Raw genomic sequence first — 19,252 nt, 5'->3', positions numbered from 1 at the left:
AACTACAAAACACTAACCCTTTCAGGTTGCCCAATCATGTAACCCAAAGCAGCCTGAAATCCCACCTCACCAACCACCAACATCATAAGGAGCTCCCCATGACCACCCCCAACTTCCGCCCCCTCAACATCCACATCCTCACCGTAACCGACACCCGCAGCAGCAAAGAAGACGGCAGCGGCGACTACCTTGCCCAAGCCCTGCAACAAAGCGGGCACATTCTCCATTCCCGCGATCTCTGCCGCGACGAAAAATACGACATCCGTGCCCGCATCTCCGTTGCCATCGCCCATCCCGAAATCCAAGTCATCCTGATTACCGGCGGCACAGGCATGTTTGACCGCGACATCACCCCCGATGCCGTCTCCCTCCTGTTTGACAAAACCATAGACGGCTTTGGCGAAATCTTCCGCGCCATTTCGCTGAACGAAATCGGCATGTCCACCATCCAATCGCGCGCCATCGCAGGCATCGCCAACCGCACGCTCATCTTCTGCCTCCCCGGTTCCACAAACGCCTGCCGCACCGCATGGGAACAAATCATCCAACCCCAGCTAGACCCCCGCATCAACGCCTGCGGCTTCACCCGCGTGTTTAATGCATGGGACAAAGCCCAATAAACCCCAAGGCAGCCTGAAAACCATGCTTTCAGGCTGCCTCAGAGCCTAATAGATACCTACTCAACCATGACAAAAAACAAAACTTACTCCTATCACGACCAAACCAACCTTGCCCGCTGGATAAAACGACTCGCCATCCCCTATTTTCTCGGTTTGGTGTGTATTCTCGCCCTTGATTACTACAAACTTCCCCATCTCAACAGCATCCTTGCCCAGCTCCCCAACCCCGAGTTTGACTACCTTGCCGCCGAAGATGCCTTTGACGAACAAGTCGGTTTGTTTTACCTCTTGTTTATCCCCTTTATCATCGTTTGGTTGATTGAAACCCTCCTCATCGTCCGCTGGATATATCGCGCCGCCGCCAACACCTATGCCCTCAACATCCCCATCTACTACAAACCCCATTGGTCGGTAACCGGCTACATCATCCCCATTGTTAATTTCATCGTACCTTATCGCGCCATGCGGCAAATCGCCGAAAACAGCACTCAAGCCGCCCGCCAAACCCCATTCCTCAACCTATTGGGTTATTGGTGGGCAACATGGCTGGCATCCGGCATCATCAGCACGATTTCATCATGGCTGGAAAAACAAAGCGACAAAGCCATCCAAGCCGCCATAGAACAAGCAGGCGAGGTACGCCTCCCTGCCATCCCGCCCGAAGCCATCCAACAACAAATCAACACCATTTATTTGGACACCGCAACCTACGCCCTGTCATTCATCTGCTTCTGTTTCCTGCTTCGCATCATCCAACGCACCAACCAAGCCCAAAACGCCCTCGCCACCCAACAAGGCAGCCTGAAACCATGACCCCCAGCCCCCTCCTTATCCTTTGCGGCGGACAAAGCAGCCGCATGGGCAGCCCCAAAGCCCTGCTTCCCTACCGCAGCCGCCCGCTCATCGCCCACCAAATCGCCAACGCCGCCCCCCATCGCCCCGTGTGGCTCGCCGCCGACAACCACCGTTATCCCGACACCGCCCCCGCCCGCTACCTGCCCGACCAACTGCCCAACAAACAAGGCGCACTCTCCGCCATCGCCCCCGCGCTCGCCCAAGCCCAAGCCCAAGGCTACGCAGGGCTATACATCCTATCCTGCGACACCCTCATCCCACCCGAAGCCCTGATAGCCCAACTCAACACCGCCGCCGCAAGCCCCGCGTTCACCCAAGGCATCACCGCCCTGCAAGACGGCGACCAACTGCTCCCCCTGCTCGCCCACTGGTCAGCGCACCTCGCGGGCAGCCTGAAAACCGCCGTGGCGCAAGGCAACAAGCGCGTGCAACACTACGTCAAATCCCAGCCCCACCAAACCCTACCGCTGCCACCCCAATGGCGCAGCATCGCCCACTTCAACACCCCACAAGAATACGCCCAAGCCCAACACACCGCCCAACAGCTCAATATCTACGCCGATGCTCATTCCTAGCCGGAGCACGCGTCTTGCCGCGTACCACGCCCCGGTAGCCCAACCCTATGCCGATTAAATTACCCGCGCAAAAGTTTTCATCACGCCCAACCCCATTTCAGGCAGCCTGAAAATGGAACGGCGGCGGCTCGCCGCCAAACAGCGTTCAACAGATTTTGCTGATTGGAACAATGTGGGCGAGCTGCCAACGCTCCATTGGTTTTCAGTTTTATAGAGATTTTAGGCTGCCTAAACGTGGGCGCAATAAAGGCAGCCTGAAACCCCAAATGGAACGTCGGCGGCTTGCCGACATCGCAGCCTGCACACAACCCATTCAAAGCACCACTAGGCAACCCCCTCGTTCGTTTTACCCGTTTTAGCTTCGCAACTCCGCTGCGCTACGCAGGCTGCCCCCGCACACAACAAAAGGCAGCCTGAAACCCATCCGACCACGCAAAAGGAAACCCCATGCCCCTCACCCACCTCACCGAACACGGACACACCCACATGGTTGATGTTTCCGCCAAGCAAACCACCCACCGCACCGCCATCGCCGAAGCCAGCGTCTTCTTCCCGCCCGAAGTCTATGCCCAAATCCAAGCCGCGCACGGGCAAACCGCCAAAGGCACGATTACCGAAATCGCCCGCATCGCAGGCATTATGGCCGCCAAAAACACTGCCGCCATCATCCCCCTATGCCACCCCATGATGCTAGAACGCTGTCAAATCCACATGGCATACCAAGACCACAACCACAGCCTGCACATCCGCGCCGAAGTCGCCGTAACCCACAAAACAGGCGTAGAAATGGAAGCGCTCACCGCCGCCACCGCCGCCGCGCTCACCGTGTACGACATGACCAAAGCCCTCAGCCACGACATCATCATCAGCAACGTGCAACTGGTGCACAAATCAGGCGGCAAAAGCGATTTCAACCGCTAAGCCCCAAGGCAGCCTGAAAACTTTGCAAAACCTAAAATCATTAAACTGCCGTCATTCCCGCGCAGGCGGGAATCTTGTTTGGTATTCAGAAATTGTTGTGAAAACAATCTATTGCTTGATTTTAGCCAAGATTTCTGCCTACGCGGGAATGACGGTATTTCTTGTTTTTCAGGCTGCATCAAGAGTTTTACAAAAGTTCCAGCCTGCCCCATGTTCCAACTATATTTACCAACCGAAAGCCCCTTATGACCACCCCACCGCTCGGCATCTACCGCCACTACAAAGGCAACCTTTATCAACTGCTGCACATCGCCCGCCACAGCGAAACCGAAGAACCGCTTGCCGTGTATCGCGCGTTATACGGCGATTACGGCGTGTGGGTGCGTCCGCTGGCGATGTTTACCGAAAGCGTGGCAACGGAGCAGGGCAGCATGGCACGGTTTGCGTTGGTTAAGGCGGTGGACTAGCGGCGGTTTATTTTTCCACCATGCCCAAAGGCAGCCTGAAACGTGGGAAAACGGTTTCAGGCTGCCTTTCGTGGCATGGGCAACGGCTGGGGCGGAATGCTTGGGGCGCGGGCGGGCATGGCGGGGCTGCGGGCAATGTTCCCCGCGTGGGTACGCCGCGATGCGCGGCGTGGTATGGCAAAAAATAAGCACAGGCAGCCTGAAACCCAAAATAGCGCGTTCAACAAGGCTTTACGGTTGGCACAATGTCGGCAAGCCGCTAACGCTCCACAGCTACAGCCTGCGTAGGGCGGCGGGATTGCGAAGCTAAAACGGCGTTTAATTATTTTCAGGCTGCCTCAATGCGGGCGTGATAAAGGCAGCCTGAAACAAGCCCACCACGCCACTCACCGCCCACAAAAAAACAGCCCAAAACCGCATCACACGTTTTCAGGCTGCCTTATCTACATCCCTCTCAAACTATTTCTTCACCGCCAGCACCACCGCCGAAGCCTTAAACAACGCCGTCGCCGTTTGCCCCACTTGCAAATGCAAGGCATCCGCGCTGTGCAAGGTAATCCCCGCGCTCACCGCCAAGCCATCGGCATCCAATTCCACCACCGCGTTCACCGTGCCGCGATGGATGGCGCGGATGGTGCCACGAAGCTGATTGCGCGCCGAAAACGCATAATCATCCGCATCCGTTGCCAGCAGCACGCTGCCCGCTTTCACCAACGCCAGCACGCTTTTGCCCACCGCTAAATCCAGCCCTGCCACGCTCTCGCAAGTAATCGCCGCCGCAATTTCCTTGCCGCCCGCCAGCGCAATGATGATTTCGCTGTTCACCGCGCCGTTTTTAATACTTTTAACCGTGCCTTCAAATTGATTACGCGCACTTGTTTGCATGATTGCATTCCTTACATCGTTGAAAAAGGGCGCATGGTAGCACAAACCAAAGGCAGCCTGAAACCGCATTACACGTTTTCAGGCTGCCTCAATGGCGAGCAATCCGCGGGGTTACAGCTTATTCAATTTCAACCACGCCTCAATGTCCTGTGGCGACATTTCGCCCTTGTCTTCCTTGTCTAACTTGTTGATTTGCTTGCCACCGCTGTATTTCGCCAACACAGGTGTGCCCAGCAAACCATATTGCTGCTTAAACGCTGTCCACGCGGGTTTGTCCTGCTGCAAAAAATGCACGTTCACAAAATAGAGTTTGCCACCGAGCTGATGCTCCTTGATGTAACGCTTAAAAATCGGCTCAAACGCGCTGCAATCGCTGCAACTGGGCCGCCCGATATAGGCGTAAAACGTGTCGCCCTTGGCAACTTTTGCCTTGAAGCTGTCCACCGTTAAGCTATCCAGTTGAAAATACATATCGGTGTATTGTTTTTCCAGCTCCGTGGTGCGCTGGGCGGATAGCTTAACCGCCATTTCTTTTTCCGCCAGCTTGGCATTAAGCTGTTTGATTTCATCGGCTTGGCTGCTATTTTGCTGGGCGCAAGCGGACAACAGCAGCGCGAGCGTGGTGGCGAATAAAGCGGTTTTGGTTTTCATAGTGAACTCCTTTTCGTTGGACAATAAGAAAATTATACGCTTTCAGGCTGCCTGAAAATTGTTTTAAGTCAAGTGGTTGGAGAATTTTGGGATGGTTGAAATGAGAGTGGGGCAGGGGGCTGTTTTCAGGTTGAGACATTTTTCAACTATCAGAGGCAGCCTGAAAACAAGAAATGCTGTTATTTTCCGCGCAAGCGAAAATCTTGTTTGAGATTCAGAAATCATTGTAAAAACTGTTGTTTATCGTAGGTCGGGCATTTATGCCCGACAAGCACGGACTAACAACGTCGGGCATAAATGCCTGACCCTACTTGGTTTAGCAAAGGTTTCAGTCTGCCTCGGTTGGATGCGCATGAAAAAACACGCTTTGCTTATGGCAAAACGTGTTTTCTGTTTGGGTTTTGCAGAAACGCGCGGGGCTTATTTTCAGGCTACCTTTGGGCGAACCAGTAAACAAGTGGAGCGTCGGTGGCTCGCCGACATCACGCCGAATAAAGCGCGGCTTGTTTAATCATGCAACCATTTGGCGACGAGCCATCGCCGTTCCATTTTAGGTTTCAGGCTGCCTCTGCCGTGCCATCGGGCAAGCGCGCTAAAATCGTGCTGCTGGCTTTAATGCTGTCGCCAATCGCCACAGCGGGCACGCTGCTCAGCGGCAAATACATATCCACGCGCCCGCCAAAACGAGCAAAGCCGATGCGTTCGCCGCGCACAAGACTGCCCGTTTGCGCGTAGCAATCGCCATAATTTTGCACCATCGTAACCGCTTGCTGCTGGCTGGTTTGCAGTTGCAAGATGTGGCGTTTGCCGTTTTGCTGCACAACCACGCTGCCGCGTATCGGGCTGCGGATGGCGTAGGCGCGGAAAAAGCGGGTGCGGATGCTGATTTTGAGCGCGTCTTGATTGGTGTGTGGATTGTGCGCGTTTTCCACTAAAATCACGCGCCCATCGGCGGGCGAGAGCAGGGCGTTGGCATCCATCGGGATATTGCGCACGCGGTCGCGGAACAGATGCGCACTCGCCAGCGTGGCAAGCAGCAGCCACAGCGCAAGCTTGGGGCTGTTGCTGGCGCAGAAAAAGGCAATCAGCGTGAGCATGGCAAGCGTGGCGATGATGCGCCAGCCTTCGCGGGCAACGATGGGATGGGGATAGAAGCGATTCATTTTCAGGCTGCCTTTATTTGTTTGATGGGAAAGGGGATTTTATGTTGCTTGCGGGGTGGTGTAAATGGTTTCAGGCTGCCGTTGGGGGCAGCCTGAAAAGGAGAAAATTTTAAGATGGGTTGAAGTTAATCTTACTCATATGGGTCTCTATCTGGATTATCTGCTTCAAAATCTTCGTCCGTTTCATAGTCTGCACGGCTATTTTGATAGTCCCTGATTCGTTCTTTATTCGCACTCTCCAATGCTTTCATACTTGAAAAATCTGTTATGCCTCTCGCTCTAAGTTCTGGCACTTTCACATTTATTCCATCGTTTGTAACCTCAGCTTCGAGCCCTTGTTCATTAATCATGCCTGCAATCTTGTTAATGGCTACCTTACGTATAGATTTTCTACCTGTTTCTTTTCGCATATCCTCATGAGTTACTGTCGCTTGCGGATATATTTCTTGCTCCCAGTTTGGCGTGAAATATGTAGCTCCTTGATTATCATTTACATTCATACGTGTCCGTTGATGTAGTAACATTGTAATCTTTTGGACAAGTTGCTTATCTTTTTCGTCATATTTAGATGTCATAAAAAAATCTTTCAAAAATTAATTTGATAAAAATTCAGTAAAATAATACTGAACAGCTTAAAGCACTTTCATTTTATCATCATTGGGTAGAATTTCAAGTGTTTTTGAAGATTTTTTCACGCGATTTCACGATTAATTTGAGTGCTAATAAAAAAGCAGCCTGAAAATTCCTCATTTTCAGGCTGCCTCTATTCAAACTACACCCCTCACCCCAATTTAGCCAAAGCGGCTTTCACTTTCCCCATCTTATCCGCCAACTCCGCCAATTCCGCCTTATCTTTCTCCACCAAATGCGCGGGCGCTTTGTCCACATAGCCCACTTTGCTCAACTTGGCGTTCAGCTTGTCCAACGCCTTTTGCAGCTTCTCGGCTTCTTTGGTGAGGCGTGCGGTTTCGGCGGCTTTGTCCACTTCCACTTTCAGCATCAGGCGTGCGCCGTTGCAAATGGCAACGGGAGCATCTTCGCTTTCAGGCAACGTGGCGACTTGTTGTACTTCGCTTAATTTCGCCAGCGCGGGCAGGTAGGCAGCCAGTTCGCTGAGGTCGTCTGCGCTTTCTATAAACAGTGGGGCTTTCACGCTCGGTTGCACGCCCATTTCGCCGCGTAGGTTGCGCACCGCGCCAATTAAATCTTGCAACGCTGCCATTTTGTTGAACGCGCTGGGTTCTACTAGGCTTAAATCGGCTTCAGGGAAGCGGGCGAGCATAATGCTGTCGGCGGTTTTGGCATCAACCATCGGCGCGATGGTTTGCCACAGCTCTTCGGTGATAAACGGGATTATGGGGTGCAGCAGGCGCAAGCTGGCTTCTAGCACGCTCAGCAGGGTGTGCCGTGTGGCGCGTTGGCGGCTGGCGCAGCCTGTTTGCAGTTGCACTTTGGCAAGCTCCACATACCAATCGCAAAAGTCGTTCCACACAAAGCTGTATAACAATTCTGCCGCCAAATCAAAGCGATAGGTTTCATAGGCGGTGGCGACTTCGGCTTCTACTTGTTGCAAACGCCCAATTATCCATTGGTCGGGGAAGGAGTAGGCGCGTGGCTCGGTGGCGGTTGCGCCGATGCCGCAATCTTGGTTTTCGGTGTTCATCAACACGAAATTAGTGGCGTTCCAAATTTTGTTGCAGAAGTTGCGGTAGCCTTCGGCGCGTTTGAAGTCAAAGTTGACGCTGCGGCCGAGGCTGGCGTAGCTGGCCATGGTGAAACGCAATGCGTCTGCCCCCATGGCGGGGATGCCTTCGGGGAACAGTTTTTCGGTGGTTTTTTTCACGGCGGGGGCGGTTTCGGGTTTGCGTAAGCCTGTGGTGCGTTTGACAAGCAGCTTGTCCAAGTCGATGCCGTCGATTAAATCCACGGGGTCAATCACGTTGCCTTCGGATTTGGACATTTTTTTGCCTTCGTGATCGCGCACGATGCCGTGGATGTACACGTCTTTAAACGGCACTTTGCCGGTGAAATGCGTGGTCATCATAATCATGCGGGCGACCCAGAAGAAGATGATTTCGTAGCCGGTAACCAGCACGTTACTGGGCAGGAATGCTTTGAGTTCTGGCGTTTCAGACGGCCAGCCGAGCGTGGAGAAGGGCACGAGAGCAGAGGAGAACCAAGTATCCAATACGTCTTCGTCGCGGGTGAGTTTCAGGCTGCCTGCCTGTTTTTGCGCGTCTTCTTCGCTGCGGGCAACGTAGCAGTTGCCGTTTTCGTCGTACCACGCGGGGATTTGATGCCCCCACCAGAGTTGGCGCGAGATGCACCAGTCTTGGATGTTGTTCATCCATTGGTTGTAGGTATTGACCCAGTTTTCGGGGATAAAGCGCACCGCACCGCTGTCCACCGCGCGTTTGGCTTTGTCGGCGAGGCTCAAGCCTTTAAATTCGCTGTCGGGTTCGCCGCCGTTGGGCGTTGCACTCATGGCGACAAACCATTGGCTGGTGAGCATCGGCTCAATCACGCTGCCGGTGCGGTCGCCTTTGGGGGTCATTAGTGTGTGGGCTTTGATTTCTTGCAGGTAGCCTTGTGCTTGCAGGTCGGCGACGATTTGTTTGCGCGCGGCAAAGCGGTCTAGCCCCGCGTAGGCTTCAGGCAGCCTGAAACCGGTTTGCGCTTCGCCTTTGTAGTTGAACACTTCGGCTTCGGGCAGTACTTTCGCCGTTAAATCAAACACGTTTACCAGCTTGGTGTCGTGGCGTTTGCCGACTTCGTAGTCGTTGAAATCGTGCGCGGGCGTGATTTTCACGCAGCCCGTGCCGAAATCTTTTTCCACGTATTCGTCGGCGATGACAGGAATGGTGCGGCCGGTGAGCGGCAACACCAGCTCTTTGCCGATAAAGTGCGCGTAACGTTCGTCTTCGGGATGCACGGCCACCGCCACGTCGCCCAGCATGGTTTCGGGGCGGGTGGTGGCGACGATGAGGCCGTCTGAACCGTCGGCCAGCGGATAGCGGATGTGCCACATCGAGCCTTGTTCTTCCACGCTTTCCACTTCCAAATCCGACACCGCCGTGCCCAGCACGGGATCCCAGTTCACCAGCCGTTTGCCACGGTAAATCAAGCCCTGCTCAAACAGGCGCACGAACACTTCGGTAACGGTTTGCGCGCGCGCCTCGTCCATCGTGAAATACTCGCGCTGCCAATCGGCCGAGCAGCCGACGCGGCGCATCTGCTGCGTAATCGTGCCGCCGGAGATGTTTTTCCATGCCCATACTTTTTCCAAAAACGCTTCGCGCCCCAAATCGTGGCGCGACACGCCCTCGGCGGCCAATTGCCGCTCCACCACAATCTGCGTGGCGATGCCTGCGTGGTCGGTACCCGGAATCCAAGCGGTGTTGCAGCCTTTCATGCGGTAATAGCGCGTGAGGCCGTCCATAATCGTCTGGTTGAACGCGTGCCCCATGTGCAGCGTGCCGGTTACGTTGGGCGGCGGAAGCTGGATGGCAAACGAGGGTTTCGCCAAATCCATATCGGGGGCGAAATAGCCTTTGGCTTCCCAGTTTTGATAGTGTTTGGTTTCGATGTCGGAGGGGGAGTATTTGTCGAGCATGATTTTCAGGCTGCCTATGTAAGATTAAAAACGCCGAATTATAGCGAAAAACGGGGTTTCAGGCTGCCTAAACGCAGCCCAAATAGGCAGCCTGAAAACAGGTGGGGCAGCATGGGCAGCCTGAAAACGGCGCATGGGTTTTTCAGGCTGCGCGTGATGGCGATTGCGCCGCAGGTGTGGGGGATGGGCGAATGTGGTATCGTAGCGCGGCGGGCAGCCTGAAAACCGCTCAGGCGAAGATGCTCGCGCCACACTTCAACCAGGAGCCGTCATGCAAAATTTTCTCCAACCCGTTACCCTATCCGCCAACCAAGTTCGTTTGGAACCGCTTGCGCCGCAACACGAAGCGGGCTTGCGCCAAGCCGTGCAAGACGGCGAACTTTGGAAAATGTTGGTAACCACCGCGCCCGCGCCCGAGGATGTGGCGGGCTATATTCAGGCTGCCCTTGCCACGCGGATGGCGTTTGCGGTTATCGACGAAACCACGGGCGAAGTGGTCGGCACCACGGCGTTTTATCAGCCCGATGCCGCCATCCGCCGCGTGTACATCGGCTACACTTGGTATCGCCAATCGGCATGGCGCACGCGCATCAACACCACCTGCAAATACCTGCTGCTGTCGCACGCGTTTGAAACGCTGGCTTGCCGCGTGGTGTGCTGGGAAACGGATGTGTTGAACACGCGCTCGCAAGCGGCGATTGAACGCTTGGGCGCAAACAAAGACGGCGTTTTGCGCTGCCACAAAATCCGCAAAGACGGCACCGTGCGCGATACCGTGGCATACAGCATGCTGCGCGAGGAATGGGCGGCGGCAAAAGCCGTGCTGGCGCAGAAACTGGGGCTGTGAGGCAGCCTGAAAAGTGGAATATGAGCTATTTGTGAGCCATTTATCGCAATAGTCAGTGGTTATAAAACAAGTGGTTATGATAATTGCCGAACAATGGATGAGCCATTTAAATCATAGCTTAATGGTATAAAACACGTTTTTACCGCGTTCGCTCATTTAGGTTGCTTTATATATTGTGAATTGCTGTTTTGAGGCAGCCTGAAAGTAAACAACGCGGAGTTGCAACGAAGCCAAAACAGCGTTTCAACACGTTTTCAGGCTGCCTATGCAGCCCAAGTTAAAGGAGTAAACAAAATGCCATCCCCAAACCAAAAAGCCGCGCAAACCATCCGCCAAACCAAGCAAGATTTAACCGCCGAGCAGCGCGTGCAGGGCTGGCAGCAGGCGCGCGTGCAACAGGGGTTGAGCGGCGAATTTGCCGTGGCGGCGAAGCTGGGCGAGCAGGCGGCAAGCGAAGAGCAGATTAAATGGATTGCCGATATGTATGGGCGGTAGGCGTGTTGCGTTTTCAGGCTGCCTAATCCGCAGCAGTAAGGCAGCCTGAAAAGCCAAAACGCGCTACAATGCTCCCTTTTTTCCATGCGCCCCGTTATGACCAGCCCACTCCCGCAAATCGCCCAAGAATGGCAAATCGCCGATGCCCGTTTGCCCGATGTTTCCCCTGCCGTCAGCATTTTCGGCAGCGCCCGCCTGCCCGTCACCGCGCCCGAATACGCATTGGCGGAGCGCGTGGCGCGGCGGCTGTCGGATGCGGGCTTTGCAGTGCTCTCGGGCGGCGGGCCGAGCATTATGGAAGCGGCAAACAAGGGCGCGCACGCGGGCAAAAGCGCGGCGGTGGGGCTGAACATTGCGTTGCCGCACGAGCAGCACCCCAATCCGTATCAGGATTTGTCGCTGCAATTTCAATATTTTGCCTCGCGCAAATCGGCGTTTGTACGCTATTCGCAAGCGTTTGTCGTGTTTGCGGGCGGCTTGGGTACGCTGGACGAATTGTTTGACACGCTGGCGCAAATGCAAACGCGCAAAGTGCCCGCCAAGCCGATTATTTTGGTGGGCAGCGCGTTTTGGCAGGGTTTGCTGGATTGGCTGGATATGCAGCTGGTGGCGCGGGGCTTAATCCGCGCGGAAGATTTGGATTTGCTCACGCTGCTGGATGATGAAGATGAGATTGTGGCGGCGGTGTTGGCAGGAGTTGGGGCAGCCTGAAAATTTTTTGCGCGATGCGCGATGAACGAGACCGGGCAGCGTTGCCCGGCTTTTTTGTCGGACAACGCGGTTCGTGCTTTGCGGCAGCGCGCAAACTGGTTTTCAGGCTGCTAATGGCAATCGGCAGCCTGAAAACCCTATTTCCCCATTTCGCGCCGCCCCGCATGCCGCCTTTTTGCGTTTCAACAAAATATCCGCGCTTTTCTGCAACGCCATTTCAAACCGCTCGCCGTTTCGGGTATTATCCGCCCTTCTTAAAACAACTTAACCTTTCTCAACTATGCAAGCATCACTATCAAACATCGTCGGCGCGATTAACACCGCGCTGTGGGGCTATCTGCTGATTTACGCGCTCATCGGCGTCGGGCTGTTTTTCACCGTTTACCTTGGCGCGCCGCAAATCACCAAATTTGGTGCGGCGTTCAAATCGGTGTTCGGCGGCTTGTTTGCCAAGAAAGAAAAAGACGCGCAGTCGCTGTCGCAGTTCCAAGCCTTGGCGGTGGCGATTTCGGCGCAAATCGGCACGGGCAACGTGGCGGGCGTGGCAACGGCGATTGTGTCGGGCGGGCCGGGCGCGATTTTTTGGATGTGGGTTTCCGCTTTTTTGGGCATGGGCACGATTTTTGCCGAAGCGCTGTTGGCGCAAAAATACCGCGTGATTAGCCACGGCAAATACATCGGCGGCCCCGCGTTCTACATCACGCACGGTTTGACCAAAAAAATCGGGCGCGGCAAGGCGCGTTTTTTGTCGGGCTTTTTTTCCATCGCGCTGATTATCGCGCTGGGTTTTATCGGCAACGCCACGCAGGCGAATTCCATTGCGGGCGCGGTTCATATCGCGTTCGGGCTGCCTGAAATCGCCGTGGGCTTGGTGCTGGCGGCGGCGGCGGGCGCGATTTTTATCGGCGGCATCAACCGCATCGCCAATTTCGCGCAGTTTGTGGTGCCGTTTATGGCGGTGATTTACATTTTGTGCGCGCTGGTGATTTTGTTTCAGTATGCCGATTATGCGGGCGCGATGATGCGCCATATTTTTCAGGCTGCCTTCGACCCCGCGGCGGTGCTCGGCGGCGCGGCGGGCATCGGCATGAAAGAAGCGGTGCGCTATGGCGTGGCGCGGGGCTTGTTTTCCAACGAAGCGGGCATGGGCTCCACGCCGCACGCGCACGCCACCGCCAATGTGGCGCATCCCGCGCTGCAAGGCATGGCGGCGTTTGTGGGCGTGTTTATTGACACCATTTTGGTGTGCACGGCAACGGCGTTAATCATCTTGCTCACCGAAGCCAACACGCTGGGCTTGAACGGCGCGGCGGTTACGCAACAGGCGTTTAGCATGGCGTTTGGCGGCTGGGGCGCGGGCTTGCTGGCGGTGTGCCTCACCTTTTTTGCGTTTACCACGATTATCGGCTGGTATTATTTTGGCGAATCGAATGTGCGCTTTTTGTTTAAGGGCCGGTTTTTAAACGGTTATCGCGCTTTGGTGCTGCTGGCGATTGTGCTGGGCACGCTGGGCAAGGTGGATTTGGTGTGGGCGTTGTCGGATATGTTCAACGGCTTTATGGTGATTCCCAACTTGATTGCGCTGTTTTTGCTGCGCGGCGAGATTAAGGCGGTGTACGATGATTATTTGGCGAAAGTGCGCGCGGGCAAGGCGGTGGATTATGATTATGAGGTGCATGAGTACCACGACAAATAGCCGTTGAGGCAGCCTGAAACGCCATTGGGCGCGGGGTGGCTCAACCAAACGGCAAACGGAAAAACCGTGTCCCGAATGGGCACGGTTTTTGTTTGCGGCGCAAGACGGCGTTTCAGGCTGCCGACGGGTTAAAACCAATAATCCATCAGCGTGAGCAGCAAGCCCGCCGCAGCGCATTGCCACAGGCGCGGCTTGGTTTCAAACGGCAAGCCGTCAGACCAAGCGTCCAGCATCGCCATCGCCAGGCAAACGCTGGTGTAGAGCAAATACCATTTGATGAATTCGGCCATGGTTTCTCCTTTTGTGTTTTAGCTACGCTGAACTTCGTCTCAGGCTGCCTTTGGGGCGTGGTAACTGAGGCAGCCTGAAAATACGAAATGCGTTTTCAGGCTGCCTTTTGCGTGTTAAACCGCTGCTTCAATCAGCGCGATTTCGTCTGCGGTTAAGCCGTAGATTTGGTACACGGCTTGGTTGATGCGCTGCTCTAAGCTGGCGATAAAGCGTTCGTGGAAGTTTTTGTCGCTGTCGGATACGGCGGCGCGGGCTTTGGGTTGGGCGGCGAGCATTTGTTCCACCAGTTTGACGATTTCGTTGTGCAGTTTTTGCTGTGCTGCGCTGCGGATTTTGGGCATAGGCAGTTGCTCAACGTGTGCTTTTTTTACTTCGGCTAAGGCTTCGCCGCGTTCGGGGTTGATTTGGTAATAGCAAAAATTCGCCAGTTTGCTGTTTAACACGCCCAGCAAAAATTTATGGTTGCGCTGTTGGGCGATAACGATGTGCAGATTATTGCGGCAGATGATGTCTTTACCGATAACGGTGGCAATGATGCGGTCTCCCGTTTGGCGCACAACGATTTTTTCTTCGGCTTCAAAAATTTTGCTGTCTCGCGGTGCTGCCAGCCATTCGCCGTATTGTATCCAACTGTCTTCGTGCCACAGGTTTTCATAGCGGTTAATTAAACTGCCGCGTAATAAGGGTTTCCAGTTTGCACCTGCGGGCTTGGACTGGTTTTCTTTAACAAAAGGCTTGGCTTCAACGATTTCTTCGGTTTGTGGCGGCGTGCCTTTGCCTTTTTCAAACGGTTTTATGCCGTTGTAAACCGTTGCTGCCGTTCCCAGTGTTTCCGAGGCAGCCTGAATTTTCTTAAACAGCGCGGTGGCTTCAGGTTTGGCGAGAATATTGATGATGCCGCCGTTTTTGTCAAAGCTGTTTTGGTCTAGCTGCTGATAGAAAACGATGGTTTGGTTTTCGGTGATGTCCACGTCAAACAGACTTTTGCCTTTCAGGCTGCCTTTTTCAAATACCAAAACGTGGGTGTCCACTACTGCGTCAAAAATATGCTCTTTGCCGTGTAGGATTTTGTGCCAGCGGTAATCGCCCAACAGATGCTTGCGGATTTTGGTGAACGTTACCGATTGCAACCATGTGTTCGGCACGATTACGCCGAGCAGCCCTTTTTCTTTGAGCAGCGCGTGATAGCGTTCCAAAAACAGCAGGTATAAATCGTATTGGTAATTCTGATGCTGGAAATGCTGCTTGAAATAAGCCAGCAGTTCTTTATCAGACACTTTCACATACGGCGGATTGCCCACTATGGCATCGAAGCCGCCTGTGGCGAATACGCTGGCAAAGGCAGCCTGAAAATCAAAGGGGTTGATTTTGCGGCGGATGTCTTCGTCTTGGGCGAGTTCGTTGCCCATGATGTCCATGATTTCGTAGCCGATTAGCGAGTTGCCGCAGCAGATGTTGCCGCTTAAATTAGGCAGGATTTTGTCGGCAAACAGCACTTGCATATCGTTGGCGCTGGCCATGGTTTCGTCTTCCAGCAGTTTTAAAAACAGGGATAGCTGGGTTACTTCGGTGGCTTGCAGGTCTATGTCCACGCCGTAGATGTTGTTGAGCAGGATGCGCTGTTTTTGTTTGATGCTTAACACCCATGTGCCTGTGGCTTCGTCAAAATGGCAGCCTGCGGATTTGGCTTTGTCGGGATAGCGGTTGTAGTAGTTTTTGTGGTAGTCCAGCAGGCAGTCGTACACGCCGATGAGGAAGCTGCCGCTGCCGCAGGCGATGTCGGCGAATTTGAGCTTGGCGATGTAGTCGGGGTTTTTGCCTGCGATGATTTTGCCGACTGTGTTTTCTACGATGTAGTCCACGATGTATTTGGGGGTGTAGAACACGCCGCCTGCTTTGCGCACTTCGGGCTTTTGTTCTATCGCGGCTTTGCCGTTGTCAATGGCGATGATGTTGCCCAAAAAACGCTCGTAGATGCTGCCGAGGATGTGGACGGGGATGTAGTTGAAGTCGTAGGGGGTGTTGGTGTGGTCTAGGTCGGAGGCAATGTCGCGGAAGGCGGTTTCGTCTGCGCCGAGAAAGCTGTTTTGGTCGATGAAGTGGGGTTTGAAGACGATGCCGTTGTATTTGGTGTCTAGCCGTTTGCATTCGGCGATGAATTTTGCCCATGGGTGGGCTGCGCTGGCGATGTTGTAGAGCAGGGTTTCGGGTTCAATTTGCTTGTCTTCTAAAAAGCGCATAAACACAAGGCGGTCGATGGTGCGCTGGGTGGCTTCGGTGAGCTGGTAGGAGTTGAGCGCGGGGTTGTTTTGGTAGAAGGCTTGGGCAAGGTGCAGGCGGATGTCGTCGATGTAGCTTAAAAAGCTGTCGTCGATGGAGAGGTAACGCCCACCGAGCAGGCGCAGTTGTTTGCTGCTGCCTTTGGCTTTGGGCAAATCGGTGATGTAGCGGGCAAGGTTGCCTGCGGCAACGGCTTCGCGGGAGAAGAGCCAGTAGAACTCGGCGAAGGTGTCTTCGTCTTGCAAGTCGGTGTATTTGAAGTAGCGCAGTTCGTTTTGCAGGATGGTGTCAAAATCGGGCTTGGCGCGGCAGTCGATGATGACGATTTCTTCAAAATCGGTGAGGATGGATACGCCTGTTTGGGCGTTCCAGCCGTATTTGGCGGTTTGGAAGTAGCCGTCGCGGTTTTGGCGCAGGGTCAAACTGGGCTTTTTGGCTTCTACGAAAAACTGCACGGTTTTGTAGTCGGGGGCGAGGGAGAAGGCGTAGTCGGCGCGTTTTTGCGATGCGGCATCGGCTTGGCGTTGGGCTTTTTCCACTTTGACTTCTTGGGCGTAGGGGTTTTTCTGATAATCGTGCGCCACGTCCCAGCCCAGCGCGGTGAAGAGTTTGTCGATAAAGTCGGCGCGCACTTCGGCTTCTTGGTATTTGGGCGAGAGGTAGTGGGATGAGTGGGCTTGGAATTGGGCGATAAGTTGTTTGATGGTTGCGTGGGCTTGGGAGAGCATGGGATTTTCCTTTTTTAAAAAGATGAGTGGGTTATATTGTTTTCAGGCTGCCTCAACGTATCGCAAACCGCTGCCGCACAATGCTATCGGCCTCGGCTAAACGCTCGGGCGTGCCCACATCCAGCCACAAGCCGGTGTGCAGGCAGCCTGAAACTTGGTTTTGCTGCATGGCTTGGCGCAGCAGCGGGGCGAGTTTGGCGGGCTGGCGCGGCGGGGTGTGGCGGAACAGCTCGGGCAGATACACGCCTGCGCCGCTGAATGTGGCGGACGTGCCGATGGCTGCGCTGGCGTGAACGGTGCCGTGGTCGTCCAGCCCGAAATCGCCGTTGGGGTTGTGCGGCGGGTTGGGCACCAGCCACAAATGGGCGAGTTTGCCGCTTTGCGGCAGCGCGGCGGCGATGCGGGCGGCAGCCTGAAAATCTATATCGGTGAGCACATCGCCGTTAATCACCAGAAACGGCGCGTCGCCCAGCAAGGGCAGGGCGGTGGCGATGCCGCCTGCGGTTTCCAAACCTTTGCCGCCTTCGGGCGAATAGGCGATGTGCACGCCGTATGCCGCGCCGTCGCCCAGCGCGGCTTCAATTTGCGCGCCCAGCCATGCGTGGTTGATGACGATTTGGCGGATGCCTGCGGCTTTGAGGCGGCGCAAGTGCCAGCCAATCAGCGGTTCGCCGCCTGCCATCAGGAGGGGTTTGGGGGTGTGGTCGGTGAGCGGGCGCATTCGTTCGCCGCGCCCTGCGGCAAGTATCATGGCTTTCATTTTTTTCTCAATGGGTTAGGGGTTTCAGGCTGCCTATTGGTCGGCATACAAAGGCAGCCTGAAAACGGATAAACAGGTTTAGCCAAGCTCAAACCATTTTCCATTTTCAGGCTGCCTATTTATCTCAAACTTACTTCTCGCTGCGCATCCGCGCTTTGCGCTCTTCCAACCAATGCTCCAAATAATGAATGCTCACGCCGCCTTGCGCGAAGCCCGTGTCGTTGAACAGCTCGCGGTGCAGGGGCGCGTTGGTTTTGATGCCGTCCACGGTCAATTCCGCCATCGCCACGCGCATTTTTGCCATCGCCTGCGCGCGGTCTTTGCCGTGCACGCAGATTTTGCCGATGAGGCTGTCGTAGTTCGGCGGGATGCGGTAGCCCTGATAAATGTGGCTGTCCACGCGGATGCCGAAGCCGCCGGGCAGATGGCAGCTTTCAATCACCCCCGGGCTGGGGATAAAGGTGTACGGGTCTTCCGCGTTGATGCGGCATTCAAACGCATGCCCTTCAATCACAATGTCTTTTTGCGTGTATTGCAAGGGCAGCCCCGCCGCCACGCGCAGCTGTTCCTGCACAATGTCCACGCCCGTAATTAGCTCGGTAACAGGGTGTTCCACTTGCACGCGCGTGTTCATCTCAATAAAGAAAAACTCGCCGTCTTCATACAAGAATTCAAACGTGCCCGCGCCGCGATAGCCGATGCGTTTGCACGCCGCCACGCAAGCCTCACCGATTTTTTTGCGCTGCACCGGCGTGATAAACGGCGCGGGGGCTTCTTCAATAATCTTTTGATGACGGCGCTGCATGGAACAATCGCGCTCGCCCAAATAAACCGCATTGCCGTGTTCATCCGCCAGCACCTGAATTTCCACATGGCGCGGGCGTTGCAAAAAGCGTTCCATGTACACCATCGGGTTGCCAAACGCGGCTTCCGCTTCGGCGCGGGTCATTTCCACCGCTTTGAGCAAATCTTCTTTCTTTTCCACCACGCGCATACCGCGCCCGCCGCCGCCGCCCGATGCCTTGATAATCACAGGGAAGCCCACCTTATCCGCCGTTTTCAAGATTTCACTCGGGTCGCCGGGCAACGCCCCGTCCGACCCCGGCACGCAAGGCACGCCCGCTTCAATCATCGCTTTTTTGGCGGATACTTTGTCGCCCATCAGGCGGATGGTATCGGCGCGGGGGCCAATAAACACAAAGCCCGAATTTTCCACTTGCTCGGCAAAATTGGCGTTTTCCGCCAGAAAGCCGTAGCCGGGGTGGATTGCATCCGCGCCGGTAACTTCGGCGGCGGCGATGATGGAGGGGATGTGCAAATAGCTCTGCGGGCTGGGCGCAGGCCCGATGCACACGCTTTCGTCTGCCAGCTTAACGTGCAAGCTGTCTTTATCGGCTTCGGAATGCACGGCAACGGTGGCAATGCCCATCTCGCGGCAGGCGCGCAATACGCGCAAAGCAATTTCGCCTCGGTTGGCGATAAGAACTTTTTTTAACATAAGATTTTCCTAGATTGTCGGGGCAGATTGAACGCCCTTTTTGTTTATGCGCCCTATTTTGAAGCAATATCTGAACCGCGTCGCAAAAGCGTTTTCAGGCTGCCTGAACGTGTTTTTTGAGTGGCACGTGCCACGCGCTTGATGCGCGGAAATGAAAGGCTCGGGCGGTACGCCACCGCCGCTGCGCAGAAACCAG

Annotated in this window: 21 protein-coding genes; 9 read left to right on the top strand and 12 right to left on the bottom strand. The window is 54.9% G+C overall.

Annotated elements, in window-relative coordinates:
* Positions 1-98: 98 nt before the first annotated feature.
* From moaB to mobA, 3 genes are all read left to right on the top strand, one after another.
* Positions 99-620 carry a molybdenum cofactor biosynthesis protein B gene (gene moaB / locus JDW22_RS10980; RefSeq protein ID WP_200523093.1) on the top strand — a complete coding sequence of 174 codons (522 nt, stop codon included), beginning with the start codon at positions 99-101 and terminating at the stop codon, positions 618-620.
* Positions 621-686: 66 nt separating this feature from the next.
* Positions 687-1,433, top strand: a complete 747-nt coding sequence (locus JDW22_RS10975; protein ID WP_200523092.1) for a DUF4328 domain-containing protein — start codon at positions 687-689, stop codon at positions 1,431-1,433.
* Positions 1,430-2,050, top strand: coding sequence for a molybdenum cofactor guanylyltransferase (mobA, locus tag JDW22_RS10970; RefSeq protein ID WP_200523091.1), 621 nt, complete (start codon positions 1,430-1,432; stop codon positions 2,048-2,050). Before JDW22_RS10975 ends, mobA begins: the two co-directional genes overlap by 4 nt.
* Positions 2,051-2,130: 80 nt before the next feature.
* Here mobA and JDW22_RS10965 read toward each other — a convergent pair whose 3' ends face one another.
* A complete protein-coding gene (locus JDW22_RS10965; RefSeq protein ID WP_200523090.1) occupies positions 2,131-2,382 on the bottom strand; it encodes a hypothetical protein in 252 nt (83 codons plus the stop codon).
* 115 nt (positions 2,383-2,497) lie between these two features.
* Here JDW22_RS10965 and moaC point away from each other — a divergent pair, with 115 nt between their 5' ends.
* Positions 2,498-2,971: a cyclic pyranopterin monophosphate synthase MoaC gene (gene moaC, locus JDW22_RS10960; protein ID WP_200523089.1), complete on the top strand. Its 474-nt coding sequence runs from the start codon at positions 2,498-2,500 to the stop codon at positions 2,969-2,971.
* A 245-nt stretch (positions 2,972-3,216) separates the two neighbouring features.
* Complete coding sequence (locus JDW22_RS10955; RefSeq protein WP_200523088.1) at positions 3,217-3,438, top strand: DUF1653 domain-containing protein; 222 nt, start codon at positions 3,217-3,219, stop codon at positions 3,436-3,438.
* Between the two features lie 7 nt (positions 3,439-3,445).
* Here the strand turns inward: JDW22_RS10955 and JDW22_RS10950 are convergent, their stop codons facing one another.
* The 7 genes from JDW22_RS10950 to JDW22_RS10920 all read right to left on the bottom strand — a co-directional run bounded on the left by JDW22_RS10950 (position 3,446) and on the right by JDW22_RS10920 (position 10,002).
* A complete protein-coding gene (locus JDW22_RS10950) occupies positions 3,446-3,619 on the bottom strand; it encodes a hypothetical protein (RefSeq protein ID WP_200523087.1) in 174 nt (57 codons plus the stop codon).
* Positions 3,620-3,897: 278 nt separating this feature from the next.
* Positions 3,898-4,323, bottom strand: coding sequence for a TOBE domain-containing protein (locus JDW22_RS10945; protein ID WP_200523086.1), 426 nt, complete (start codon positions 4,321-4,323; stop codon positions 3,898-3,900).
* 111 nt (positions 4,324-4,434) lie between these two features.
* Positions 4,435-4,974, bottom strand: a complete 540-nt coding sequence (locus tag JDW22_RS10940) for a thioredoxin family protein (protein ID WP_200523085.1) — start codon at positions 4,972-4,974, stop codon at positions 4,435-4,437.
* A gap of 557 nt (positions 4,975-5,531) precedes the next feature.
* The gene (locus JDW22_RS10935) at positions 5,532-6,137 is read right to left on the bottom strand and encodes a phosphatidylserine decarboxylase (protein WP_200523084.1); all 606 of its coding nucleotides are present in this window, start codon (positions 6,135-6,137) and stop codon (positions 5,532-5,534) included.
* A gap of 131 nt (positions 6,138-6,268) precedes the next feature.
* Positions 6,269-6,712: a hypothetical protein gene (locus JDW22_RS10930; RefSeq protein ID WP_200523083.1), complete on the bottom strand. Its 444-nt coding sequence runs from the start codon at positions 6,710-6,712 to the stop codon at positions 6,269-6,271.
* Positions 6,713-6,918: 206 nt separating this feature from the next.
* Positions 6,919-9,750: a valine--tRNA ligase gene (locus JDW22_RS10925; RefSeq protein ID WP_200523082.1), complete on the bottom strand. Its 2,832-nt coding sequence runs from the start codon at positions 9,748-9,750 to the stop codon at positions 6,919-6,921.
* A 24-nt stretch (positions 9,751-9,774) separates the two neighbouring features.
* Positions 9,775-10,002, bottom strand: a complete 228-nt coding sequence (locus JDW22_RS10920) for a hypothetical protein (protein WP_200523081.1) — start codon at positions 10,000-10,002, stop codon at positions 9,775-9,777.
* 19 nt (positions 10,003-10,021) lie between these two features.
* Here JDW22_RS10920 and JDW22_RS10915 point away from each other — a divergent pair, with 19 nt between their 5' ends.
* The 4 genes from JDW22_RS10915 to JDW22_RS10900 all read left to right on the top strand — a co-directional run bounded on the left by JDW22_RS10915 (position 10,022) and on the right by JDW22_RS10900 (position 13,499).
* Positions 10,022-10,597 (top strand): GNAT family N-acetyltransferase, encoded by a 576-nt coding sequence (locus JDW22_RS10915; RefSeq protein ID WP_200523080.1) that lies wholly within the window; start codon positions 10,022-10,024, stop codon positions 10,595-10,597.
* A 294-nt stretch (positions 10,598-10,891) separates the two neighbouring features.
* Positions 10,892-11,092, top strand: a complete 201-nt coding sequence (locus JDW22_RS10910) for a hypothetical protein (protein WP_003794001.1) — start codon at positions 10,892-10,894, stop codon at positions 11,090-11,092.
* 96 nt (positions 11,093-11,188) lie between these two features.
* Positions 11,189-11,803 (top strand): LOG family protein, encoded by a 615-nt coding sequence (locus JDW22_RS10905; protein WP_200523079.1) that lies wholly within the window; start codon positions 11,189-11,191, stop codon positions 11,801-11,803.
* A gap of 280 nt (positions 11,804-12,083) precedes the next feature.
* The gene (locus JDW22_RS10900; RefSeq protein ID WP_200523078.1) at positions 12,084-13,499 is read left to right on the top strand and encodes an alanine/glycine:cation symporter family protein; all 1,416 of its coding nucleotides are present in this window, start codon (positions 12,084-12,086) and stop codon (positions 13,497-13,499) included.
* 128 nt (positions 13,500-13,627) lie between these two features.
* Here JDW22_RS10900 and JDW22_RS10895 read toward each other — a convergent pair whose 3' ends face one another.
* The 4 genes from JDW22_RS10895 to accC all read right to left on the bottom strand — a co-directional run bounded on the left by JDW22_RS10895 (position 13,628) and on the right by accC (position 19,056).
* Complete coding sequence (locus JDW22_RS10895; protein ID WP_003794007.1) at positions 13,628-13,789, bottom strand: hypothetical protein; 162 nt, start codon at positions 13,787-13,789, stop codon at positions 13,628-13,630.
* Positions 13,790-13,903: 114 nt separating this feature from the next.
* The gene (locus JDW22_RS10890) at positions 13,904-16,798 is read right to left on the bottom strand and encodes an Eco57I restriction-modification methylase domain-containing protein (protein WP_200523077.1); all 2,895 of its coding nucleotides are present in this window, start codon (positions 16,796-16,798) and stop codon (positions 13,904-13,906) included.
* Positions 16,799-16,850: 52 nt separating this feature from the next.
* Entirely contained in the window at positions 16,851-17,558 is a 708-nt protein-coding gene (murU, locus tag JDW22_RS10885; RefSeq protein WP_200523076.1) for an N-acetylmuramate alpha-1-phosphate uridylyltransferase MurU, read from the bottom strand.
* A gap of 130 nt (positions 17,559-17,688) precedes the next feature.
* Entirely contained in the window at positions 17,689-19,056 is a 1,368-nt protein-coding gene (gene accC, locus JDW22_RS10880) for an acetyl-CoA carboxylase biotin carboxylase subunit (RefSeq protein ID WP_200523075.1), read from the bottom strand.
* Between the last annotated feature and the right edge of the window lie 196 nt (positions 19,057-19,252).

It is taken from the genome of Kingella bonacorsii (assembly GCF_016623605.1).
GTDB lineage: Bacteria > Pseudomonadota > Gammaproteobacteria > Burkholderiales > Neisseriaceae > Kingella_B > Kingella_B oralis.
The sequence above is the reverse complement of the archived record's forward strand: the minus strand, read 5'-3'. Positions and strand labels throughout refer to the sequence as shown.